This is a genomic window from Sphingobium sp. SG1 (assembly GCF_057063145.1).
Genome location: NZ_JBVVOJ010000018.1, coordinates 23,398 through 46,720, shown reverse-complemented (window position 1 = coordinate 46,720; position 23,323 = coordinate 23,398). Strand labels below are relative to the sequence as shown.

23 protein-coding genes are annotated in these 23,323 nt (G+C 64.4%); 6 read left to right on the top strand and 17 right to left on the bottom strand.

The genetic code is table 11. The annotated features are described in order from the left end of the window. Window positions 1-6 precede the first annotated feature (6 nt). From AC0KVN_RS23730 to AC0KVN_RS23710, 5 genes are all read right to left on the bottom strand, one after another. Complete coding sequence (locus tag AC0KVN_RS23730; RefSeq protein WP_122129364.1) at window positions 7-1,395, bottom strand: TIGR03013 family XrtA/PEP-CTERM system glycosyltransferase; 1,389 nt, start codon at window positions 1,393-1,395, stop codon at window positions 7-9. A gap of 205 nt (window positions 1,396-1,600) precedes the next feature. Next, window positions 1,601-1,858: a hypothetical protein gene (locus tag AC0KVN_RS23725; protein WP_004211319.1), complete on the bottom strand. Its 258-nt coding sequence runs from the start codon at window positions 1,856-1,858 to the stop codon at window positions 1,601-1,603. Window positions 1,859-1,940: 82 nt separating this feature from the next. Further along, window positions 1,941-2,690 (bottom strand): sigma-70 family RNA polymerase sigma factor, encoded by a 750-nt coding sequence (locus AC0KVN_RS23720; protein WP_026109401.1) that lies wholly within the window; start codon window positions 2,688-2,690, stop codon window positions 1,941-1,943. A gap of 82 nt (window positions 2,691-2,772) precedes the next feature. Beyond that, complete coding sequence (locus AC0KVN_RS23715) at window positions 2,773-2,904, bottom strand: hypothetical protein (protein WP_435567405.1); 132 nt, start codon at window positions 2,902-2,904, stop codon at window positions 2,773-2,775. Between the two features lie 92 nt (window positions 2,905-2,996). Beyond that, the gene (locus AC0KVN_RS23710; RefSeq protein WP_004211315.1) at window positions 2,997-3,791 is read right to left on the bottom strand and encodes a response regulator; all 795 of its coding nucleotides are present in this window, start codon (window positions 3,789-3,791) and stop codon (window positions 2,997-2,999) included. A 331-nt stretch (window positions 3,792-4,122) separates the two neighbouring features. On the opposite strand from AC0KVN_RS23710, the gene AC0KVN_RS23705 reads away from it, so the two are divergent. Then, entirely contained in the window at window positions 4,123-4,317 is a 195-nt protein-coding gene (locus tag AC0KVN_RS23705) for a NepR family anti-sigma factor (RefSeq protein ID WP_004211312.1), read from the top strand. A 59-nt stretch (window positions 4,318-4,376) separates the two neighbouring features. Then, window positions 4,377-5,930: a sensor histidine kinase gene (locus AC0KVN_RS23700; RefSeq protein WP_313392579.1), complete on the top strand. Its 1,554-nt coding sequence runs from the start codon at window positions 4,377-4,379 to the stop codon at window positions 5,928-5,930. A 7-nt stretch (window positions 5,931-5,937) separates the two neighbouring features. Here AC0KVN_RS23700 and tgt read toward each other — a convergent pair whose 3' ends face one another. Both tgt and AC0KVN_RS23690 read right to left on the bottom strand, forming a co-directional pair. Next, window positions 5,938-7,068 (bottom strand): tRNA guanosine(34) transglycosylase Tgt, encoded by a 1,131-nt coding sequence (gene tgt, locus AC0KVN_RS23695; RefSeq protein ID WP_004211310.1) that lies wholly within the window; start codon window positions 7,066-7,068, stop codon window positions 5,938-5,940. Between the two features lie 59 nt (window positions 7,069-7,127). Continuing rightward, a complete protein-coding gene (locus AC0KVN_RS23690; protein ID WP_004211308.1) occupies window positions 7,128-7,310 on the bottom strand; it encodes a hypothetical protein in 183 nt (60 codons plus the stop codon). Window positions 7,311-7,545: 235 nt separating this feature from the next. On the opposite strand from AC0KVN_RS23690, the gene AC0KVN_RS23685 reads away from it, so the two are divergent. Then, the gene (locus AC0KVN_RS23685; protein ID WP_099234150.1) at window positions 7,546-8,481 is read left to right on the top strand and encodes a crotonase/enoyl-CoA hydratase family protein; all 936 of its coding nucleotides are present in this window, start codon (window positions 7,546-7,548) and stop codon (window positions 8,479-8,481) included. Window positions 8,482-8,484: 3 nt separating this feature from the next. Here the strand turns inward: AC0KVN_RS23685 and AC0KVN_RS23680 are convergent, their stop codons facing one another. The 3 genes from AC0KVN_RS23680 to groES form a co-directional block, all read right to left on the bottom strand. Then, on the bottom strand, window positions 8,485-10,476 hold the full coding sequence (locus AC0KVN_RS23680) for a putative bifunctional diguanylate cyclase/phosphodiesterase (RefSeq protein ID WP_435567404.1): 1,992 nt from the start codon (window positions 10,474-10,476) through the stop codon (window positions 8,485-8,487). A 225-nt stretch (window positions 10,477-10,701) separates the two neighbouring features. Further along, complete coding sequence (gene groL, locus AC0KVN_RS23675; RefSeq protein WP_004211302.1) at window positions 10,702-12,345, bottom strand: chaperonin GroEL; 1,644 nt, start codon at window positions 12,343-12,345, stop codon at window positions 10,702-10,704. A 56-nt stretch (window positions 12,346-12,401) separates the two neighbouring features. Further along, entirely contained in the window at window positions 12,402-12,689 is a 288-nt protein-coding gene (gene groES, locus AC0KVN_RS23670; protein ID WP_004211301.1) for a co-chaperone GroES, read from the bottom strand. Window positions 12,690-14,053: 1,364 nt separating this feature from the next. Between groES and AC0KVN_RS23665 the strand changes: the two genes are divergently transcribed. Both AC0KVN_RS23665 and yghU read left to right on the top strand, forming a co-directional pair. Further along, on the top strand, window positions 14,054-14,491 hold the full coding sequence (locus AC0KVN_RS23665; RefSeq protein WP_435567403.1) for a universal stress protein: 438 nt from the start codon (window positions 14,054-14,056) through the stop codon (window positions 14,489-14,491). A 97-nt stretch (window positions 14,492-14,588) separates the two neighbouring features. Beyond that, window positions 14,589-15,458 (top strand): glutathione-dependent disulfide-bond oxidoreductase, encoded by an 870-nt coding sequence (gene yghU / locus AC0KVN_RS23660; protein WP_435567402.1) that lies wholly within the window; start codon window positions 14,589-14,591, stop codon window positions 15,456-15,458. A 97-nt stretch (window positions 15,459-15,555) separates the two neighbouring features. Here the strand turns inward: yghU and AC0KVN_RS23655 are convergent, their stop codons facing one another. Continuing rightward, entirely contained in the window at window positions 15,556-16,167 is a 612-nt protein-coding gene (locus AC0KVN_RS23655; protein ID WP_435567401.1) for an NAD(P)-dependent oxidoreductase, read from the bottom strand. A 109-nt stretch (window positions 16,168-16,276) separates the two neighbouring features. Here AC0KVN_RS23655 and AC0KVN_RS23650 point away from each other — a divergent pair, with 109 nt between their 5' ends. Further along, window positions 16,277-16,669, top strand: a complete 393-nt coding sequence (locus tag AC0KVN_RS23650) for a winged helix-turn-helix transcriptional regulator (RefSeq protein ID WP_483656415.1) — start codon at window positions 16,277-16,279, stop codon at window positions 16,667-16,669. On the opposite strand, the gene AC0KVN_RS23645 is transcribed toward AC0KVN_RS23650, so the two are convergent. The 6 genes from AC0KVN_RS23645 to recN all read right to left on the bottom strand — a co-directional run bounded on the left by AC0KVN_RS23645 (window position 16,666) and on the right by recN (window position 23,291). Beyond that, window positions 16,666-17,694, bottom strand: coding sequence for an acyltransferase family protein (locus AC0KVN_RS23645; RefSeq protein ID WP_435567399.1), 1,029 nt, complete (start codon window positions 17,692-17,694; stop codon window positions 16,666-16,668). The two genes, AC0KVN_RS23650 and AC0KVN_RS23645, sit on opposite strands and share 4 nt — an antisense overlap. A 77-nt stretch (window positions 17,695-17,771) precedes the next feature. Then, window positions 17,772-18,089: a hypothetical protein gene (locus tag AC0KVN_RS23640; RefSeq protein WP_004211293.1), complete on the bottom strand. Its 318-nt coding sequence runs from the start codon at window positions 18,087-18,089 to the stop codon at window positions 17,772-17,774. A 111-nt stretch (window positions 18,090-18,200) separates the two neighbouring features. Continuing rightward, window positions 18,201-20,312, bottom strand: coding sequence for an NAD-dependent DNA ligase LigA (gene ligA / locus AC0KVN_RS23635; protein ID WP_435567444.1), 2,112 nt, complete (start codon window positions 20,310-20,312; stop codon window positions 18,201-18,203). Further along, window positions 20,312-21,085, bottom strand: coding sequence for a WYL domain-containing protein (locus AC0KVN_RS23630; protein WP_435567398.1), 774 nt, complete (start codon window positions 21,083-21,085; stop codon window positions 20,312-20,314). The genes ligA and AC0KVN_RS23630 overlap by 1 nt, the downstream gene beginning before the upstream one ends. A 28-nt stretch (window positions 21,086-21,113) precedes the next feature. Then, window positions 21,114-21,488 carry a putative quinol monooxygenase gene (locus AC0KVN_RS23625; RefSeq protein WP_435567397.1) on the bottom strand — a complete coding sequence of 125 codons (375 nt, stop codon included), beginning with the start codon at window positions 21,486-21,488 and terminating at the stop codon, window positions 21,114-21,116. 141 nt (window positions 21,489-21,629) lie between these two features. Further along, the gene (gene recN, locus AC0KVN_RS23620; protein WP_097382526.1) at window positions 21,630-23,291 is read right to left on the bottom strand and encodes a DNA repair protein RecN; all 1,662 of its coding nucleotides are present in this window, start codon (window positions 23,289-23,291) and stop codon (window positions 21,630-21,632) included. Between the last annotated feature and the right edge of the window lie 32 nt (window positions 23,292-23,323).

Genomic DNA, 23,323 nt, shown 5'->3' with positions numbered 1-23,323 from the left:
TGCCGCTCAGCGTGCGCCGTCAGGCCAGAGGATCACCCGCACCGTCTGGATCAGGATCAGCAGGTCCAGGAAGGGCGTGTAATTCTTGGCATAATAAAGATCATATTCGAGCTTGTGGCGGGCATCCTCGATCGACGCGCCATAGGGATAGTTGATCTGCGCCCAGCCGGTGATGCCCGGCTTCACCATGTGCCGTTCGGCATAATAGCGCAGATGCTGTTCCAGATCCTCGACGAACTGGCGCCGTTCCGGGCGCGGGCCGACGAAGCTCATCTCGCCCTTCAGCACGGTCCAGCTCTGCGGCAGTTCGTCGATGCGCAGCTTACGCAGCCAATAGCCCAGGCGCGTGATGCGCGGATCGTCCTTCTCCGCCCAGACCGCCTGGCCCTTGACCTCCGCATCCTGGCGCATGGTGCGCAGCTTCACGATCCAGAATTCCTGGCCATAGAGGCCGACGCGCTGTTGCCGGTAGAAAGCCGGGCCACGGCTGTCGAGCTTCACCAGCAAGGCAGCAAACAGGATGATCGGGCCGGTCAGCAGCAGCAGGATCGAGCTGGCGATGATGTCGAAGATGCGCTTAGCCATGCTGGACAGGCGACGACCGGCGGAAAAACCGTCGGAAAAGATCAGCCAGCTGGGATTGACGCTGTCGAGATCGACGCGCCCGGTCTCGCGCTCCAGGAAGGTCGAGAGATCGTTGACATGGACGCCGGTGGTCTTGATCCGCAGCAGGTCGGACATGGGGATGGCGTTGCGCCGTTCCTCCAGCGCCAGCACGACCTCGCTGGCGTTCAGCCGCACCACATAATCGGACATGTTGTAGATGGCGGTGCGGTTGATCGCTTCCTCCACCACCTGGTCGCCGTCATTCATGGCGATATAGCCGACCACCAGGAAACCGGCGCCGCGCTTCTGTTCCAGGTCGCGGATGCGATTGGCACGCCGGCCGGCGCCCAGCACGACAAGGCGGCGCTTGAACGCCTCCCCGCCGAGCAGCGATCCCAGCAGCATGCGGGCCAGCAGCAGCAGCCCCATCGCCAGCCCCATCGCGTAGAGCGAGTTGGAGCGCCACAGGGTGATGCCGGGCAGGAGGAAATACATGACCGAGAGGAATATGACGCCGAGCGAGATGGCGACGAGCAGGCGCGCAAAGGCGAAGCGGATCGATTGCAGCGCTTCGGGGCTGTAGACGCCGACCGCGATCATGCCGGTCTGGATGGCGAAGGCGAAGCTCAGCAGCGGGCCGATGCGGGTCGCGATCGGCTCGACATCCATGCCGATCTGATGCGCGCGCAGGATCCAGCCCGCTTCCGCCGCGCCGATCAGCAGCAGGAAATCGAGCAGGCCAAGCAGCAGCACCGCATGAGGGACATAATGTTTGAATAGCCTGATCATCGTATCGCGCTTCTTCCCGCAGCACCGCCCCTCCGGTCGGGAAGGGCCGCCAACTGGAGTCGGCCCAGCCTTACAACAAGCTGTAAGGAAATCCGACAGGGCTCAGACCCTGCCTGAAAATGGCAAAGAAAATCTGAAGATGGCGCCAATGACTGTAAATCAAGGCGACACCGGATCGCCTTGCCCCGCCCGATCGCAAGGAGGCTCAGTTGTTGTTGCGCAGCTTGTCCGCCGCATTGCGCGCGGCTTCACCCACGATCCGGGCACCATTATCGACCGAATCCGCCGCCTGGGTAATGGCGTCGGCGCGCCGATCCTCGCGGCTTTCGTTGGTGAGGTAGAAGAAGCCAATCGCCAGGATCAGGGCCAGCGCCACCAGCGCGAAAACGATGCCGCCGCTGCCTTGTGGACGATCCGAGCGTCGCCCCGTCCGATCCTGTCGATGTTGCGGGTCGCTGCCCATGGCTTCCATCCTTCCCATGGCCTTTCAACCGACAAGCCGGGCGGATCGTTCCCGATCACGCCGGGGCAAGTGCATCCCGCCCTCAATCTTCGACGGTCTTGCCACCCATGTCGTCATCGCCGTCGTCGTCGGCGGCACCATGGTCGACCAGATTGTCGGAAATGCGGCCACGGCTCAGGCGATCGACATCGTCCATGATCTCGTCCAGCACCGCCGTATCGGTCGTTTCCTGCGTCCGGCGCGAGGGCAGCGCGCCCTCCTCCAATATCTGTTCGAGCGCGGCGCGACCGCGGGCCACGCGGCTCTTGATCGTGCCGACCGCAACGCCGCAGATTTCCGCCGCTTCCTCATAGGCGAAGCCACCCGCGCCGACGAGGATCAATGCCTCGCGCTGGGGCTGGGGCAATTGCAGCAGGGCGCGCTGCATGTCGCTGAGTTCGACATGCTTGTCCTGCCCCGCGGGCGCAGCGAGCAGCCGGTCGGCGGTCAGGTCGTCCCAATCGCCGCGGAAACGCGAGCGGCGCATCTGCGAGAGATAATGATTGCGCAGGATGATGAAGGTCCAGGCGCGCATGTTGGTGCCGGCCTGGAAACGGGCACGGGCGGCCCAGGCCTTGAGCAGGGTTTCCTGGACAAGATCGTCGGCGGTGTCGCGATTGCCCGACAGGGATCGCCCGAAGGCGCGCAGATGCGGAATGACCGCGGCCAGTTCCCGCTTGAACTCGCCGTCCGACAGTGCCTCGCGCGGCGCCTGGTTCAGCCCTTCATCCACGGCAGCAACCCCCGTTTCGACTGTCGCCCTCGCTGCATGAACCGAAGTCGTCAAAGCCATATATGCATCCGCACCCTAGTTCGATTACCGCCAAAGGCCAATTCCCAAGATACCCCTAGAAACGCCCATTTTTTCCACTGCCTTACCGCCAGAGAACCAGCAGCATCACGATCACGGCCAGTGCGAGCGAAATGCCCAGCACATAGCGAACGACGTGCGGCGTGGCGCCGCCCCGTGCGTCCTGCGTGGAGATATGCTGCTTCTCGTCGGCCATCGGCCCTCTCCGAATCGTTACGCATATTTAACGCGTTAAAGCCGGGAGGGTTCCGCCGACCGTCACAAAGGATCGGCCGGCGGGAAGACAGGTCAGGCCGGGGCGGTCGCTTCGTCGAAGAAAAGCGCCTGCGAGATCGCGGCCTTGACCGTCGAGCGCTGGAACGGCTTGGTGATGAGGAAGGTCGGCTCGGGCCGTTCGCCGGTCAGCAGCCGTTCGGGGAAGGCGGTGATGAAGATCACCGGCACCGAGAATTCGGCGAGAATATCCTTCACCGCGTCGATGCCGCTCGAATCGTCGGCCAGCTGGATATCGGCCAGCACCAGGCCGGGTCGCTCCGCCAGCGCCTCGCGCACCGCATCCTCGCGGGTGACGGCAATGGCGGTCACGTCATGGCCAAGGTCGCGCACGATCGTCTCGATATCCATCGCGATGATCGGCTCATCCTCGATGATGAGGACCTTGGCACGGGTCTGCGCCTCGATCTCCTCCAGCGCTTCCTCGACCAGGGCTTCGACATCGGCGGTATCGAGACCGATCAGATAGCCGGCATCTTCCGTGGTGAAGCCTTCGAGCGCGGTCAGCAGCAGCGCCTGACGCGGCAGCGGGGTCAGCCGGGCCAGGCGGGCATGGGCGATCGCCTCCTGCCCGATCGAGCCCGAGAAGCCGGGCTCGTCATCCAGATGCGAGGACGACCAGATCGCATGGAAGGTCTTGTAGAGGCCGAGGCGAGGATCGACACCGCTGGGAAACTCCTCCGGCGCGGCAACGATCGCTTCGAGCGTGGCGCGGACATAGGCGTCGCCATGTGTCTGGCTGCCCGTCAGCGCGCGCGCATAGCGCCGCAAGAAAGGAAGATGGGGGTGCAGTTGCTGTCCAAGCGACATCGGTAAGTCTTCTCCCTGCCCTGTCGGGCCTGTTGTCCGAAACATCGGCTCCGCCGGAGGATGGGATGACGATGCCGCGCTGGCAAGCCCCTCTCCCCTGCCGCCGAATGACCGACGGTGCAAAAAATGCTTCGAATGCCGGAACCATCGACACCAAGATTTGTTTCACTCTCGTTCGGTTTTTTCGACGGTAACGGCTTTTTGGTGAAATTTGCCCAGCTTGGTGAATTGACGCCGCTATGCGTTGCGGCGAAATAGCGGACAGGCTGGCGTCACGGATTTAGCTTCAAAGGGGCTGATTTTGGTTTCTTCAACAACGGAACGGGACAGGATGGGAGGGGATATTGACGTCGGCACGACCATCCGCGACCGCGATATGAAGACTGCGCCCGAACCACGCAAGCGCCGCACGGCCGCGAAAAAGGACGAGGCCCAAGTGTCCCAGGTGCTCAAGTCCGTCTATCAGCGCACGGTCGACGAAGATATTCCCGCCGAAATGCTGGACCTGCTCAGCAAACTGGACTGATCAACGCTGGTCGGGGCGGCATTTCCCTGCCGCCCATACAAGGACCCTCTCGATCCCCCATGACCATGTTCGGCGTCTATCTCCGGTCCACCGGCGTCAAGATGTTCCTCATCCTGACACTCGCGCTGCTGCCGCTGGGGCTGATCGCGCTGGTGGCATCGCTGCAGGCGATCCGCACCGCCGACCTGGAGAAGGAAGCGCTACTGCGCGTCGCCGTGACGCAGAGCGCGCGCAAGCTGACCGCCGATCTCAACGCCGATCGCACCGCGCTGGGCCTGACCGTCAACGCGCTGGCCGATGGCAAGGCGGACGGCGAAATCTGCAACCGCCTCTCCTTCTTCCTCACCGCGCAGGACCGGAACGGCATCCGATTCTATATCTATGACCGATCCGGCAAGAAGCTGTGCGGATCGGCCACGCCGGAACCGGCCGGCATTCCGCCCACGCGCCGCTTCATCGGCCCGCGCGTCGAACTGCTGTCGTCCGGCGACTTCCTGCTCTCTCGCACCCACAGCCATGACAATCGCGTCGCGGCGCTGGCCTATTATTCGCGGCCGCATCTCGAAAGCGTCGCCGATCCGGCAACCGCGCTGCAGAACCGGCAGTTGAGCCTGCGCCAGGGCGAGCGGCAGATGATCGTCAGCCGCCCCGGCAGTCGGATCGACGGCCATAGCAGCAGCCTGTCCGCCCGGCTCGACCCGCCCGACATATTGCTGACCATGACGGTGCGCGAGCCGCCGGCGACGATCGCCCGATTGCTGTCGCTGTTCCTGCCGCTGGTGATGTGGTTCGCGGCCGCGGCGATCGGCTGGTTCGTGGTCAATCGGCTGCTGATCCGCCCGCTGGTGCTGCTGCGGCGCCAGGTGGCCGCCTATCAGCCCGGCGAAGTGCTGGAGCCGTTGCGGCGCATCCGCACCCCCGCGCACGAGATCAGCGACCTGGGCGACACCTTTCGCGAGATCAGCGAGGATGTCGCGACCCATGAGGCGGAAATGGCCGCCGCGCTCGACACCCAGCGCAAGCTGACGCGCGAGGTGCATCATCGGGTCAAGAACAACCTGCAGATCATCGCCAGCCTGATCAGCCTGCACGCCCGGTCGGCGCATGAGCCCGAAGCGGTGTCGGCTTATGGATCGATCCAGCGCCGGGTCGATGCCCTGTCGGTCGTCCATCGCAACCATTTTGCCGAGTTGGAGGAAAATCGCGGCGTCGGCGTGCGCCCGCTGATCAGCGAATTGTCCGCCAGCCTGCGCGGCACCGCCCCGCATGAGGCGCGCCGTTTCGGCATCCAGATCGACAGCGACGATGATCTGCACATCAGCCAGGATGTCGCCGTTCCGGTCGCCTTCCTGGTGACCGAACTGGTCGAACTGGCGATGCTGTCCGATCCGCGCGCGACGATGCGGATTTCGGTGCATCTAGAGGCCGATCGCAACGACCGCGCCCTGTTGCAGATGGCGTCGCCCGCGCTGCGCGCCGGGCCGGAAATGACTTTATTGCTGAACGAACGTTATGGCCGGGTGCTGACCGGCCTGTCGCGCCAGCTCCGCTCCCCGCTCGATCATGATGCCGAAGCGGGCTGCTACAGCATCGCGATCAGCGTCATTCCCTGAAAAAGCGTCAGACCCGCTGATAGTCGCGGCGGAAATCGGCCGTGAAGGTCGACAATGTGCCCGCCGCGATATTGTCGCGCAGGCCCTGCATCAGTTCCTGATAGAAATGGATGTTATGCTGGGTCATCAGCATCGCGCCCAGCATCTCGCCCGACTTCACCAGATGATGGAGATAGGCGCGGCTCCAGGTCGCGCAGACCGGGCAGCCGCAGCGCGGATCGAGCGGGCCCAGATCCTCGTTGAACTTGGCGTTGCGGATGTTGAGCGGGCCGGCCCAGGTGAAGGCCTGGCCATTGCGGCCCGACCGGGTCGGCAGCACGCAATCGAACATGTCGATGCCGCGCTCCACGGCGCCGACGATGTCGTCGGGCTTGCCCACGCCCATCAGGTAGCGCGGCTTGTCCTGCGGCAGCATGTCGGGCGCGAAGTCGAGCGTGGCGAACATCGCCTCCTGCCCCTCGCCCACCGCAAGGCCGCCCACGGCATAGCCGTCAAAGCCGATCTCGATCAGCTTTTCCGCCGAAATCTTGCGCAGCCCTTCGTCGAGCGAGCCCTGCTGGATGCCGAACAGGGCCGCGCGATCGGCATGGTCGCCGCCCGCATCGAAACCGTCGCGCGAGCGCTTGGCCCAGCGCATCGATCGCTCCATCGACCGGGCGGCCTCGTCATGGGTGCAGCCATTCTTGGTGCATTCGTCAAAGGCCATGACGATGTCGCTGTCGAGCAGCCGCTGGATCTCCATCGAGCGCTCGGGGCTGAGCATATGCTTGGAGCCGTCGAGATGGCTGGAGAAGGCGACCCCCTCCTCGCTCATCTTGGTAAGGGCGCTGAGGCTCATCACCTGATAGCCGCCACTGTCGGTCAGGATCGGCCGGTCCCAGCCCATGAAGCCGTGCAGTCCGCCCAGCCGTGCCATGCGTTCGGCGCCGGGGCGCAGCATCAGATGATAGGTGTTGCCCAGGATGATGTCGGCGCCGGTGGCGCGCACTTCGGCCGGGCGCATCGCCTTGACGGTGGCGGCGGTGCCGACCGGCATGAAGGCGGGCGTGCGGATCTCGCCGCGGCGCATCTGGATCGCGCCGGTGCGGGCCTTGCCGTCGGTGGCGGCGATCGAGAAGGAAAAGCGGGGCTTGGTCATCGCCGCGCTCTAGGAGCGAACGCCCGCGCGCACAAGAGCAGCGCGGTCGGAGCGCCGTTTCAGCCGGCCCGGCGGACGCCGTCGAACAGGGTCATCGCGTCGATATCGAACCCCTCGACCCGGCGATAGCGGCCGATGAAGCGCAGACAATCGGTGGACAGGCGCAAGGTCCAGGGCTGGCCCTGCGCGTCCTGTAGCGTGAGTGTCACATTCTTGCGGGCCGGAAGGCGATGCATGTCCATGCGACCGCCCTAATTAACAATGGTTAACAAAGGGCTGAGCAGACGGGCTGAAAAGGGGAAACGAAAATTTCTGTTGCGATATCGCAACAACAATCTCCATTTCGGCGCATTTACCGCGCTTTCCGGGCAACAGTTGCGGATAAAAATGGTTAATGATCTGTCAACTATTTGTCCCGCACTGCATCATAAGCGCCGACCGTCGAAGGTTCAGATTCAAGAGAAAAATGGGGCGCACATGATTGATTCAGGACGCTTTAGTGCAGCTGACGAGCGCGCGACCGAGGTCGAAGCGGCATTCGAGATCGAAAGCTTTGGCGAGGATGCCGTAACGTCATCCCCCGCCCCTTCCCAACTGTTCGACCTGGGCCAGATCGACGTGCAGTGGGAGGCCGAATCCGAAACGCTCTGGGCGTTCATGACGCCGGCCAATCGACCCAATTTCAGCATGACCATGCTGCGCGACGTCCGCTACTGGTATGCCGAGACCAAGCGACTGTTCGATGCCGGCCAGTTGCCGGTCAAATATATGGTGGCCGGCTCCCGCTTCCCCGGCGTGTTCAACCTGGGCGGCGATCTGGAACTGTTCGCCGGCTGCATCGAGCGCGGCGACCTGCCCGGCCTGGTCCAATATGGCCATGCCTGCATCGACGTGGTCCATCGCACCTGGCGCAACGGCGACATGCCGGTGGTATCGATCGCGCTGGCGCAGGGCGATGCGCTGGGCGGCGGGTTCGAGGCGCTGCTCTGTTTCGACGTGGTGATCGCCGAGCGCAGCGCCCGTTTCGGCCTGCCGGAAATGCTGTTCGGCCTGTTCCCCGGCATGGGCGCCTATTCGATCCTGTCGCGCAAGCTGGGCCGGCTGGCGGCCGAGCGCATGATCCTGTCGGGCAAGGTCTTCACCGCGGAAGAGATGTTCGACATGGGCATCGTCCATACGCTGGTCGAGGATGGCGAGGGGGAAGCGGCGGTGCGTGATTTCGTCACCCGCAATCGCCCGCACCATGCCGGCCATGTCGGCGTCTATGAAGCCGGGCGCCGGGTCGATCCGCTGCACCATGACGAACTGAAGGATATTGTCGAGAATTGGGCCGCTTCGGCGCTCAAGACCGACCTCAAGGATATCCGCATGATGCGCCGGCTGGCGTCGGCCCAGACGCGCTTGACCAAATAGGGATCAGGCCAGGCGGCGCTGACGGATCAGCGCCGCCATGTCATGGACATCGGCCCTGTTGCGGTTGAGCAGGGCCTGCAACTCTCCGATCGGGACCGGCCGGCTGAGGACGAAGCCCTGAACGTTGGTGAAGCCGGTTTCGCGGGCGTAGCGCAACTGTTCCTCGGTCTCGATCCCCTCAGCCACCGTCTCCACCTCCAGCGCGCGGGCCAGATAGGCGACGGACTGGGCAATCGCCCGGTCGCGGGGATTTTCGCCGACGCCGCGCATGAAGCTCTGATCGACCTTGATCGTGTCGAACTCATGGGTGCGCAATGCGCCCAACGAGGAATAGCCGGTGCCGAAATCGTCGAGTGCCAGGCGCAGGCCGATGCGGCGCAATTCGCTGAGGATCAGATGGGTGCGGCGGTCATCTTCCAGGAAGATGGATTCGGTGACTTCCAGTTCCAGCCGGCGCGCCTTGAGCCCCGACTGGAGCAAAGCGGAGATGACGGCGCGCGGCAGGCCGTCGGTCTTGATGAGCGCGGGCGAGATGTTGACCGCAACCCGGATATCCTCGTCCCAGCCCATCGCATCCCGGCACGCCTGGGCCAGCGCCCAGTTGGTCATCGGCTCGATCAGGGCCGAGCTTTCGGCGATCGGGATGAACTCGGCCGGGGAAATCCAGCCCAGTTCGGGATGCTGCCAGCGCATCAGCGCTTCGCAGATGGTAATCCGGCCAGTCTCGGTATCGAAGATCGGCTGATAATGAAGTTGCAGCTCGCCATTGGCGAGTGCGCTGCGCAGCCCGGTCTCCAGCTCATAGGTGCGGTTCTGCCGCTCCTTCATGGTCCAGTCGAACTGGGCATGGCGATTTCGACCCGCATGCTTGGCTTTGTAGAGCGCCAGATCGGCATGTTGCAGCAGCTCGTCGCCATCGGCGCCATCTTCGGGCGCGACGGCAATGCCCATCGAGGCGGAGATGGTCAGGTGATGGCCGCCGACTTCGAAATCGCCGGCCAGAATGCGGGTGATGTCGCCCGCGATCACTTCGGCCTGGATGCGGCTGACGCCAGGACAGATCAGCACGAACTCATCGCCGCCGAAACGCGCGACATGGCCGCGCCGGTCGAGCGCACGAGTCAGCCGCTCGGCCACCTGGCACAGCAGCTGGTCGCCGACGATATGGCCCAGCGTGTCGTTGATTTCCTTGAACCGGTCGAGGTCCATCCACAGGACGGCGGTCTGATCCGCATCGGAAATGCGATTGTCGAACAGGTCGCGCAGCCGCATCTGCATCGCCATGCGGTTTTCCACGCCGGTCAGGCTGTCATAGCGGGCCAGCCGCTCGAACTTGATCGCGAGGTTGCTCTTCTCCTGCTTGCCCTGCATCGCCTCCAGCACGATGCGGTGCGTGGTCTTGGTGATTTCCGCCATGGCGAAGATCATCAGGAAGCAGAGCACGCCAAGGACGACATAGCCGACGCCGCCCGCGATCAGCAGGCCGATCGAGGTCGGCAACATGGTGAAACAGGTCTGGCCGACCGCGACATGGACCCGGCCGGCATTGCGCCCGGAAATGCCGCCCGCATAGGAAGCGACCATGCCGACGGCGAGCACATGCAGGGTCGCATCCTGGCTGATCGTCAGGGTCGCGAGCGACTGAAGCCCGAGCAGCGCGGCATAGATCCAGGCGCCCATTTCATAGGCGATTCCCCAGATCGGACGCGCCGGGCCATCCTGATGCGCCAGCGCGCGCTGGAAATAGACGGCCGAAATGGAGCGGCTGATTCCCACGATCAGGACCAGCGCAGCGATGATGTGCATGGTCAGGACATGGGCCTGCCAAGCGATCACAAGGCTGAGCGAACCTCCTGAAATCGCGCCAGAAAGCAGCGATGCCGGGGAGGCGTAAAGCGCCTTGACGAGGCTGTCCTGCACCTCAGCGCTCTGCTGGGTACGGGGCGCAAAGCGCGCGCGCAGGACTGCGCACAGATGGCGGACGAGGCGTGACACGTGCCAGCATAGTGGCGGATCAGCCTTGAGATTTGGTAAACCAGATGCCCACCAAAGCAGATCAATTCCGCTGCCCGATCAACAATATCCCCCTACCCCTCCCCGGCCAGGGCACCGTCATATGGGGCCGGAAACAGGCTGTAGGACAGCGGAAAGGACGGGCATGAAAAAGGCCGGTGGATCGCTCCACCGGCCTCATCATTTTCGCAACAAGCGCAGGACTGATTAGAAGTCCATGCCGCCCATGCCGCCCATGCCACCCGGCATGGCGGGCATGGCGGGCTTGTCTTCGGGCAGTTCCGAAACCGCGGCTTCGGTGGTGATCAGCAGACCAGCAACCGAGGCAGCGTTCTGGAGCGCGGTGCGCACGACCTTGGTCGGGTCGATGACGCCAGCGGCAACCAGGTTTTCATAGGTGTCGGTCGACGCGTTGAAGCCGAACGAGGTGTCGGTCTGGTCAAGCAGCTTGCCCGAGACGACAGCACCGTCATGGCCGGCGTTGGCGGCGATCTGGCGAACCAGCGCCGTCAGCGACTTGCGGACGATGTCGATACCGCGGGTCTGGTCGTCATTGGCGCCAGCGACGCCTTCGAGAACCTTGGTCGCGTAGAGCAGCGCGGTGCCACCACCGGGGACGATGCCTTCTTCGACGGCCGCGCGGGTCGCGTGCAGGGCGTCGTCGACGCGGTCCTTGCGCTCCTTGACTTCCACTTCGGTCGCACCGCCAACCTTGATGACGGCAACGCCGCCAGCCAGCTTGGCCAGGCGTTCCTGCAGCTTTTCACGGTCATAGTCCGAAGTGGTGACTTCGATCTGCGCACGGATCTGCTCGGTACGGCCCTTGATCGAGTCGGCATCACCGGCGCCATCGACGATGGTGGTGTTGTCCTTGTCGATGGTGACGCGCTTGGCGGTGCCCAGCATGCCCAGGGTGACGTTTTCGAGCTTGATGCCCAGGTCTTCCGAAATCACTTCGCCCTTGGTCAGGACGGCGATGTCTTCCAGCATGGCCTTGCGGCGATCGCCGAAGCCCGGTGCCTTGACCGCAGCAACCTTCAGGCCGCCGCGCAGCTTGTTGACGACCAGGGTCGCCAGCGCTTCGCCTTCGATGTCCTCGGCGATGATGAGGAGCGGACGGCCCGACTGAACCACGGCTTCCAGGATCGGCAGGATCGACTGCAGATTCGAGAGCTTCTTCTCGTGGATCAGGATGTACGGATCAGCCAGCTCGACAGCCATCTTTTCCGGGTTGGTGATGAAGTAGGGCGACAGGTAGCCGCGGTCGAACTGCATGCCTTCGACAACGTCCAACTCGAAGTCGAGACCCTTGGCCTCTTCCACGGTGATGACGCCTTCCTTGCCGACCTTTTCCATGGCTTCGGCGATCTTCTCGCCGACTTCCTTGTCGCCATTGGCCGAGATGATGCCGACCTGGGCCACTTCGGCCGAACCGGCAACCGGCTTCGAGCGCGACTGGATGTCCTCGACAACCTTGGCGACGGCGAGATCGATGCCGCGCTTCAGGTCCATCGGGTTCATGCCGGCGGCAACCGACTTCATGCCTTCGCGCACGATGGCCTGGGCCAGGACGGTTGCGGTGGTGGTGCCGTCACCGGCGATGTCGTTGGTCTTCGAAGCGACTTCGCGGACCATCTGGGCGCCCATATTCTCGAACTTGTCCTTCAGTTCGATTTCCTTGGCGACGCTGACGCCGTCCTTGGTGATACGGGGGGCGCCGAAGCTCTTGTCGATGACGACGTTGCGGCCCTTCGGGCCCAGGGTCACCTTGACCGCGTCGGCCAGGATGTCGACGCCGCGCAGGATGCGCTCACGAGCGTCACGCGAAAACTTTACGTCCTTCGCTGCCATGATCTAATTCCTTCGAAAAATAGGGAAAAATGGAAAACCGAAATTCGGGAAATCGCTTAGGCGACAATACCCAGAATGTCCGATTCCTTCATGATGAGCAGGTCTTCACCGTCGACCTTGACTTCGGTGCCCGACCACTTGCCGAACAGCACGCGATCGCCGGCCTTGACGTCCAGCGGAGTGACCTTGCCGTCTTCGGCCTTCGAACCCGAACCGACGGAGACGATTTCGCCTTCCTGCGGCTTTTCCTTGGCGGTGTCGGGGATGATGATGCCACCGGCCGTCTTCGCTTCCGCTTCAATGCGGCGAACGAGAACGCGGTCATGCAACGGACGGAATGCCATGATGATTGCCTTTCCCTTTGTGCTGGGATGGGTCCGGCGCGGCCCGCAAGAGGAATGTCCCCGTGCGATATTGTGCCCCGCCTTGTCCTTCTCCCGATGAACTCTCTCATTGTTAGCACTCGCGGATGGAGAGTGCTAGCGGCATGCATATGGAAAAGTCGTTTCGCCGGTCAAGGGCGGGACGGGATAAAATTTTCGCCGTCACGATGGATCGGGGATCGATCGGACCGGCGTGCGGGCCATAGCGCAATCACCCTGCTCCGTCATGCCGGGCGCGACGGACCGCACGGGGATTGCGACGCGACAGGTGGCGGGATCGGGGCACGCACCTGTCGAAGTTCACAGTGTAAACGGGGTTTCCGGGCCTTTTGCACCGCCAACGCGCCGGAAACGCGACAGCTACGCGCCTGTCGCGCCTCGGGGGCGTGGGGGTGCAGGTCAGTGGCGCGCGCCCGCCATGCGCCGGCGAGGCGACGGTGACGCGACACATAGGCCCCTGCCGCGCGTCGATCGGGCGACAGACGAGGCAGAGGCGGCGATGCGAAGAAAGGCGCTGGTCCATCGCGCAGGGTAGATCAGAAATCGGGCATGTAGGACAGTATCGGTGAAGCGAGCATCTCCGTCATTGCGAGCGGAGCGAAGCAATCCATCTCGCGCCAGTGGATTGCTTCGCTCCGCTCGCAATGACGATATCCGGCTTTGACAGCTAACGACCAGCAGCGGCTGTAAATTCCTCCCCTGCAAGGTTCGGCAGAGGCACGCGACTCTGCCGAAGGGGACCACGAAGTGGTGGAGGGGTGTTACGCTATCGAGAGGGGGATACCCCTCCGTCTGGCCTTCGGCCAGTTCAAGGGAGACACGGGTCTCCCTTGAACTCCCCTTGCAGGGGAGGATGGTCTGAAAACGACCAGAAGCTGACATTCCTCCCCGGCACGGGGAGGTGGCAGGCGCGGAGCGCCTGACGGAGGGGCAGGAGCCTATTAGTGCTGCGCTATTGGGCCTGTGCCCCTCCACCACTCGCTGCGCGAGTGGTCCCCCTCCCCGTACCGGGGAGGAATGTCTTGTTCCCACCCTTCGTCATTCCCGCGCAGGCGGGAATCCATCTCCTGACCTCGCATCTGGTCCGAAGCTGGTGAGATGGATCCCCGCCTGCGCGGGGATGACGCTGTGAAACAGGTGGCCAGCTTCCCACCCCACTCCGCCATCTCAGCGACGGGTGGGAATGGCCGTGCCTGCCCCCTCCCCCATTGCCCGGCGATTGCGGCATGTCCTTATTCATGTCGCGTCGGGAATCTTTGATGGCTGGGGCATCCCGCGCGCGCGTCAGTGGTTGGACGGCGCATAAGCGATAAGAGGAGAGCGTCATGTCCTATGCCACGATCGTCGCCGCCGTCGATGTCAACGCCCCCGAGTTGGCCCGTGCCGCCATTGCCGGCGCGGCCGATGTGGCGGGGAACCAGGGCGTCGTCCATCTGCTCTATGTCCGCTATTATCTGCCGACCCGCTATTCCGAACTGCTGGACGGCAGTTTCGACGAGAATGAGGAGCGCGATGCGCTGGCGGCGATGAAGACATGGGCGAGCGAGGCCGGGCTGGCGCCCGATCGCACCCATTTCCTGACCCGGCGCGGGCGGGTGCGCGACGAGGTGCTGAGCGAGGCGGCGCGGCTGAAGGCCGACCTGGTGGTGATCGGATCGCACCAGCCCTCGCTCACGTCCAAGCTGCTGGGGTCCAATGCGTCGGCGATCATCCACCAGTCGCCGGTCAGCGTGCTGGTGGTGCGGACGCAGGCAGCGGAATAGCAGAAATAATCAACAGGGGTTGAGCGGCGCTCGGTTGCGGCGGGCGGGCGCCGTTCCTACCTGCCGGGCATCAGAGATTTATCGGAGCGATGCCCGCATGACCGACAGCTATACCCCGCCCGCCGTCTGGATTTGGGACAAGAATAAGGGCGGCGCCTTTGCCAATATCAACCGGCCGATCGCCGGCGCCACCCATGACAAGGCATTGCCGGTCGGGCCGCATCCGCTCCAGCTCTATTCGCTGGGCACACCCAATGGGCAGAAGGTGACGATCCTGCTGGAGGAATTGCTGGAGGCGGGCGTCACGCAGGCCGAATATGATGCCTGGCTGATCCGCATCGGCGATGGCGACCAGTTCGGTAGCGGCTTTGTCGACGTCAATCCCAACAGCAAGATCCCCGCGCTGATGGACCATAGCGTGTCGCCGCCGCAGCGCGTGTTCGAATCCGGCGCGATCCTGCTCTACCTGGCCGAGAAGTTCGGCAAGTTCCTGCCGACCGATCCGGCCAAGCGCACCGCGGCGCTGAGTTGGCTGTTCTGGCAGATGGGCAGCGCGCCGATCCTGGGCGGCGGCTTTGGCCATTTCTTCGCCTATGCGCCGGAAAAATACGAATATCCGATCAACCGCTACACGATGGAAGTGAAGCGGCAGCTGGACGTGCTGGACCGGCATCTGGCGGAGAATGACTATCTGGCGGGCGACGAATATTCGATCGCCGATATTGCGGTGTGGCCCTGGTATGCGGGCGTGCTGCTGAACCGGGTCTATGGCGCGGCGGAGTTTTTGGATGCGGGCAGCTACAAGAACGTGCTGCGCTGGGCGAACCAGATCGATGCACGCCCGGCGGTGAAGCGCGGGCGGATCGTCAACAAGACCAACGGGCCGCTGGAGGATCAGCTGCACGAGCGGCATGATGCGGGCGACTTCGCCACGAAGACGCAGGACAAGCTGGAGGGGGTGGCTTAAACGGCCACCCGCTCGTCATCGCGAGCGAAGCGCGGCGATCCATGGATTGGTTGGGCGCTGCCCGCCTTCGGCCCGCTTCGCTCGCAATGACGAAGGATCAATAACCCACGGTGAAGCGCTGGCGGCTATGTTTCGGCGTTTCGATCTCGTCGGCGAGCGCAAAGGCATAGTCGGCATAGGAGATGCTGCTATTGCCCTCGCCATCGACCAGCAGCTGGTCGGTGCCGAGACGGAATGTCCCCTTGCGATCACCGACGAAGAACAGGGCGGAGGGCGAGAGGAAGGTCCAGTCGAGATCCGCCACGCCGCGCAGATAGGCGAGGAAAGCGCCGCCCCGGCCGGCTTCCGCCTTATAGGCTTCGGGGAATTCCGGCGTGTCGATCAGCTTGACGCCCGGCGCGACTTCCAGGCTGCCGGCGCCGCCGACCACCAGATAGCGGGCCACGCCCGACGCACGCACCGCGCCGACCAGCGATGCCGGATCGGTGTCGGCGAACATGACGGCGCTCACCACCGCATCATGGCCGGCGAGCAGCGCGCTGAGCGCGGCCGCATCATTGACGTCGCCGGCGATGGCGGTGACGCCGGCATCCTGCACGGCATTTTCGGGATGGCGCGAGATCGCCGTCACCTGATGGCCGCGGCGGGCCAGTTCCGCGCTAATTTCCCGCCCTGCCCGGCCGCTGCCGCCGATGATCGCGATCTTCATGTTCCATTCTCCATGGGTAGTTACCAATGGAAACCAGATAGCGATTGGGATATCATGGTCGCAAGAAGGCACTTTGCCATCACCTGGTTACACCGAGGAAACCGACCCCATGACTGCGCCCACGCCCCTGCCCCGGATCGGCGACGCCTATGATCCCGATTGCCCGACCCGCCATGTGCTGGACCGGATCGGCGACAAATGGGCGGTGCTGGTGATGCTGACGTTGAAGGACGGGCCGGTGCGGTTCAACGATCTGCGCCGGCGGATCGGCGCGATCTCGCAGAAGATGCTGTCGCAGACATTGAAAAGCCTGGAGCGCGACGGGCTGGTGAGCCGCGCCGCCTATCCCACGGTGCCGGTGACGGTGGAATATCGGCTGACCGAGATGGCGCAGGGGCTGATCGGCATATTGGACCAGATCACCCGCTGGGCCGAGGGCCATGTCGGCGCGATCATGGATGCGCGCCGGGCACATGACGCGCGGGAGGCCGAGGCCGCCTAACCGGCCTGGGTGGCGCGCTGGCCCTGCGACGCAGTGCGATCGCGCCACCAGCGGTTGATGCGACGGGCGGCGGGACGCTCCACACCATAGGTGAGCGCGCTTGCCAGCAGCAGCGAGGCCGCGGTTGCCAGCAGCAGGCCGATCCAGGTCGACAGGCCGGCGCGGTCGACCAGGTTCATGATCGCCAGCCCGGCATTATGGTGGATGAGGTAGAGCGCATAGCTGATCGCGCCCAGCCAGAGCAGCAGCCGATGGCGCAGGAAGGGCAGCCAGCCGCGCAGCATCGCGGCGAAGATCGCCATCACCAGCAGCGCCGCGACCAGATATTCGCGCGGGTCGGCCCAGGCGATCGTCGCCAGCGCCGCCACGAAGAAGGGCGCCTGCTGGCCCCAGCGGCGATGGCCCGACCAGATGCGATAGAAGAGCATGCCGATGATGAAGAAGGGGATATAGTCGAGCACCAGCAGCATGACGAGGCGGCTGGGCATCGCGTGCCAACCGGCAATCGCCGCCTTGATCGCCAGCCAGCCGAGCAGCAGCCATTCCAGCCGGGCAAAGCCGCGTCCCATCCAGATCGCCAGCATGCAGCAATAGAAAGCGAGTTCGACGCCCAGCGTCCAGTAAACGCCATCGACCGCGGGCAGGTAGAAATAGCCCTGCAGCATCGTCATGTTGACCGGGATCACCCAGGCGGGCGGCAGCAACTGACCGGTGCCGAGCAGCAGGACGATGCCGATCGAGAGCGCCATCGCGGCCCAATAGACCGGAAAGAGCCGGGCGAAGCGCTTGACCGCGAAATCGGCGGCGCTGCGCGTTCCTTCCAGCGAGAAGGCGATGACGAAGCCGGAAATGGCGAAGAAGAGCAGCACGCCATAGCCGCCATGTTCGAACAAGGGCGGCAGGCGATGACCGTGCGGGAAGAGCTTGGGGTAGATGTTGAAATAGTGAAAGAGCAGCACGGAAAAGGCCGCGATGCCGCGCAACGCGTCCAGTTCCTGCAATCGCGTCCGACCCTGCCCCATCATCCCCCTGCCCTACGCCCCCACGCGATAAGATTGGGTAAATTTGCGTGAACGATAGCGCCCGCCCTGGGGCGCCGGCATCAATTGCCGTCGGCGTCGACCATGAACTGCATCGGCTTGCCGCGCGATTCCGGTTCCCAGCCGGCCGCCAGCGCCGCGCGCACGCCGCGCGCGACGATGGCGTCGTTGATCTGGAGCCGGCCGCGGGCCAGTCCTTTGAGCAGGCGCTTGGGCGGCGGAAATTCCAGCACCGCGCCGCGCTGCGTCCCCTGCTGCTGCAGGGCGACGGTCATGCCGCGCCAGCCATCCGCATCGCTCCATTGCGGTTCGCGCCGCACTTCCCAATCATAATGCGCGCCATCGACCAGGACGGTGCCGCTGTTGTTGCTGTTTGACATGATCGCCCTATAGAGCATAATCCATTCATTCTGAATGGATTATGCTCTACTTTCCTTTTATTTTCCGCATTTTCCGAGCCAGCAGATGATACCATCTGCCTCGAAAATGCTCTAGCCTGCCGCCCTGACGATGTCAGCCCAGTCTTGTTCGCTAATCACCTCGATGCCGAGCGCGGTCGCCTGCTTCAATTTGCTGCCCGCGCCCGGACCGGCGACGACCAGATCGGTCTTGGCGCTGACCGATCCCGCCGCCTTGGCGCCCAGCCGTTCGGCCTGTGCCTTGGCCTCGTCGCGGCTCATGGTTTCCAGCTTGCCGGTGAAGACGACGATCTTGCCGGTGACCGCGCTGGCGGTGGTTTCCACCACATAATCGGGCGGCGACACTTCGGAGAGGAGATCGTCCCACGCCTCGACATTATGGGGTTCGTGGAAGAAGTCGGCGAGCGCATGGCCGACGGCGGCGCCGACATTCTCGACCCCGATATGCTCGGCGATCGCCTTGTCCTTCTTGGCCTGCGTCTCATGCTCCTGATCGCGCAGGGCGATGATCTCGTCAGCCAGGGTGCGGAGCGCAGGAAGCGTGGTGTAGCGCTTGAGCAGATCGCGCGCGGTGACGGCGCCGACATGGCGGATGCCGAGGCCAAACAGCAGCTTGGCGGCATCAGGCGCGCGCTTCGCCTCGATCGCGGCGAGCAGATTGTCGACCGACTTTTCCTTCCAGCCCTCACGCCCGAGCAGTTCCCCGGCATGGGTACGCAGGCGAAAGATGTCGGCCGGCTCCTTGATCCAGCCAAGGTCGAGAAATTCCTCGATCGTCTTTTCGCCCAGCCCCTCGATATCGAGCGCGGCGCGGCTGACGAAATGGCGCAGCCGCTCGAACCGCTGGGCGGCGCAAATCAAGCCCCCGGTGCAGCGATAATCGACTTCCTCCTCCTCGCGCACCGCTTCCGATCCGCAGACCGGGCAATGGGTGGGGAAAGGAAAGGGTTCGCGCGCTTCGTCGCGGGTGAGATTGTCGACCACCTGCGGGATGACGTCGCCGGCGCGCTGGACGACGATACGGTCGCCGGGCCGCACGCCCAGCCGCTCTATCTCGTCGGCATTATGCAGCGTGACGTTGGAGACGACGACGCCGCCGACCGTCACCGGGGTCAGACGCCCGACCGGAGTCAGCTTGCCGGTGCGGCCGACCTGGATGTCGATCGCCTCCAGCGTGGTCTGGGCGCGTTCGGCCGGGAATTTATGGGCGATCGCCCAGCGCGGCGCCTTGGCCACGAAGCCGAGCCGCTGCTGCCAGTCGAGCCGGTCGACCTTGTAAACAACGCCGTCAATGTCGAAGGGCAGATCGGCCCGCGCGCGCTCGATCGCGCGATAATGGGCCAGGATCGCGTCGATGCTATCGACGCAGACCAGCATGTCGGACACGGGCAGGCCCCAGCTCGCGATCGCCTGCATCACGCCCAACTGGGTGTCGGCGGGCAGCGCGCTATGGGCACCCCAGCCATGGGCAAGGAAGCGCAGCGGCCGGCTGGCGGTGACGCTGGCATCCTTCTGGCGCAGCGAGCCGGCGGCGGCGTTGCGCGGATTGGCGAACTGGCGCGCCTTGTCGGCATCCTCCGCCTCGTACAGCAGCCGCTGGTTGAGGGCGACGAAATCCGCCTTGGCCATATAGACCTCGCCCCGCACCTCGAACAGGTCGGGGATGGCCTCACCGGTCAGGCGCTGGGGGATGTCGGCGATGGTGCGGACATTGGCCGTCACATCCTCGCCCGTGGTGCCGTCGCCGCGGGTCGCGGCCAGCATCAATTCGCCCTGCTCATAGCGTAGCGAACAGGACAGGCCGTCGATCTTCGGTTCGGCGGTCATCGCCACCGGCGCGTCTTCGGCCAGCGCCAGGAAGCGGCGGACGCGGGCGGCGAACTCGGCGATATCCTCGTCGGCAAAGCCATTGTCGAGGCTCATCATGCGGACCGCGTGCGGCACTTTCTTCAGCGCCGAGGTGGCGGCGGCGCCGACCTGGGCATTGGGCGAGTCGGCGCGGATCAGGTAGGGAAAGGCCGCTTCGAGCGCGTTATTCTCGCGGATCAGCGCGTCATAGTCCGCGTCGCTGATCTCCGGCGCGTCCTGGTCATGATAGAGGCGGTTATGCTTCGCCACCTCCCTGGCAAGGCGCATCAGGCGGTTGGCGGCTTCGGCTTCGGTGAGGCTGGCGGGGTCGGTCATCATACCTGATTCTTGAAAAACTCGTCGATCTTGCCGCCCCAATACAGTTCGTGAGGCGCATGCACACCATCCGCATCGATAATCTGTGCCGCGCTTTCTTTCAGAAGACGAACCAACCGGGAATCTGCTCGACAACGGTTGAGTGAGACGAAAAAGGTCTCCGCGTCAGGTGCCAGTCGATCCGCATGCGTGAGGATGGCCGGAATATCCGGTTCGCCGGGCGCTTCAAAGCGCAGCCAATAACGCTCAACGACCGCCTCAAGCGCTTCGCGTTCAAGTGGATGATATTCACGATCGCAGCGGGCCATGAAGACCAAGCTGTTAAGCAAGGCAACGAAATCTGCGCGTTGCCGAACATTCAGCCCCCAACCGGGTTTGGATCTTTGCGATCGATCAACTTGAAACTGAGCGAAGAAAATAGGCGGCGCATCGGATACTTCGCCGGTCTCTGCATCCGCAACTTCGACAATGCGATCTACCCGAAACTGTCGAACCGCCAGACGGTGATGGCAAAACCCCCAAAGGTAGAGCGTATCAGCAGCGCGATCCAATCGCTGGCAGGTGACCAGTCTTTGCGACTGATTACCTTTGCTATCCTTGTAAGCGATCAGAATGGGAAGACCGGAAATTGAAATGATTTCATCTTGCCAGGATGGCTGATCGCCATCGTCTATCGTATCGCTTTCATCCTCATCTTCAAGCAGCAGGATAGCCGTTACGCTATTTCGAGCGGCAACAAATTTTCCGCGGACCTCATTCCACAAAGTCGCCATTGCACCCTCCGTCTATTTTAAAGTCGCATCATACCCCTGCCACCGGTACCGTCTCGAAATGCTGGGGGAAGCCGGCGATGATCGGGCGGGCCTTGACGATGGCGGCGCGGACGGCGGGGAGTTTCAGCGAGGCGGCATGGCTTTCGCGGCTGTCCCAGACTTCGGTGATCCAGAGCGCGTCGGGATTGGCGGTGTCGAGCGCGACCACATAGGAGAGGCAGCCGGGCATCGCGCCGATCGCATCCTTGAGATAACCGACCAGTTCGTCGCGCTTGCCCGGCGTGCTGAGCATCTGGCCAATCAGGCCGTAGCGCGGCTTTGCCTCCTGCGCGACGGCGGGGATGGCCGTTGCGGCCAGCGTCGCGGCGGTGAGGCCGAGCATGTCTCTGCGATTATGGGTCATGCGGCTATCCTATCCCCTCCGTTCGTCCTGAGCGAAGTCGAAGGACGCGCCGAGCGGAGCGAGGCGCCTTCGCTTCGCTCAGGTGAAGGCTTCGACTTCGCTCAGCCCGAACGGTATGTGAAACGCGCGAATTGGCAAGCCTCAAGCTTCCAGCAACCGTTCCGCCTGTGCCCGTGCTTCGGCGGTGATTTCCGCGCCGGAGAGCATGCGGGCGATTTCCTCGCGGCGCTCGCCATCGCTCAGCGCATGGACGCCGGTGCGCGTTACCGTACCGTCGCTGGATTTCGCGATCAGCATATGGCCGGCGCCGCGCGCCGCGACCTGGGGGCTGTGGGTGACGACGAGAATCTGGTTGCTCTGCGCCAGCCGCGACAAGCGCTCACCGATCGCATCGGCCACCGCGCCGCCGACGCCCCGGTCGATCTCGTCGAAGATCAGCGTGTCGGCCCCGCCCTGCTCCGCCAGCGCAACCTTGAGCGCGAGGATGAAGCGGGACAGTTCGCCGCCCGAGGCGATCTTGGCGAGCGGCGCGAAGGGCGCGCCGGGATTGGTCGAAATCTCGAACTCGACCCGGTCCATGCCGGCGCCGCTCCATTGCCCTTCGTCGAGCGGGGCTACGACGGTGCGGAAGCGGGCGGCGTCCAGCTTCAGCGGCGCCAGTTCGCCCGCGACCGCCGCATCGAGCCGGCCGGCGGCAAGCTGGCGTTCGGCCGACAGCGCCTGGGCAGCGGCGCGATAGGTTGCGGCCTTGCGCGCGACATCGGCTTCGAGCGCGGCGATATGCTCCTCCCCACCCTCGATCGCGGCGAGGCGCGCAGCCATCTCGTCGCGCAGCGCGGCGAGATCGTCGGGCGCGACCTGATGCTTGCGGGCGAGACCCCGCAGGTCGAACAGCCGGGTCTCGATCGCGTCCAGCCGGGCGGGATCGAAGCTCAGCGCCTCGGCCGCCTCGGCAAGCTTGTCCTCCGCCTCGCCCGCTTCGATCACGGCGCGGTCCAGCGCCTCCAGCACGGCGGAGAGTGGTTCATATTCGCCCGCGATCCGGTCGAGCCGGCGGGCCGCCTGGCGCAATTGGGCAAGGCCACCGTCGGAGCCGGTCAGGCAATCGGTGACGGCGGACAGGTCATCGGACAGGCGCGCCCCCTTCTGCATGGTCGCGCGCTCCTCCGCCAAAGTCGCTTCCTCGCCGGCTTCGGGCGCGAATTTCGACAGTTCGGCAACGGCATGATCGAGATAGTCGCGATCGCGCGCGGCATTGGCGACGGTGTCGCGCGCCTGCGCCAGATCGGCCGCGGCGGCGCGCCAGGCGGCATGAGCGGTGGCGACCGCCTCCGCCTCGCAACGGCCATAGGTGTCGAGCAGCGCGCGGTGGCCACGGGCATTGAGCAGGCCGCGATCGTCATGCTGGCCGTGGATCTCGACCAGCGCGCCGCCCAGATCGCGCAGCAGCGCGGCGGAACAGGCCTGGTCGTTGATGAAGGCGCGGCTGCCGCCATCGGCCTTGACCGTGCGGCGGATCAGCAGCGGTTCGCCGGCTTCGATCTCGATGCCATTGTCGGCCAGCAGCAGCGCGGCGCGATGGCCGGCGGGCGGCGGATCGAAGCTGGCGGTGACACTGGCCTGCGCCTCCCCTGCCCGGACGAGGCCGCTATCGGCGCGGGCGCCGAGCGCCAGCCCCAGCGAATCGAGCAGGATCGACTTGCCCGCGCCGGTTTCACCGGTGAGGACGGAAAGGCCGGCGCCGAACTCCAGGTCCAGCGCCTCGATCAGCACGACATTGCGGATGGCAAGCGAGGTCAGCATGGCGCCTGTCTACCTGCCATCGCACAAAAGGG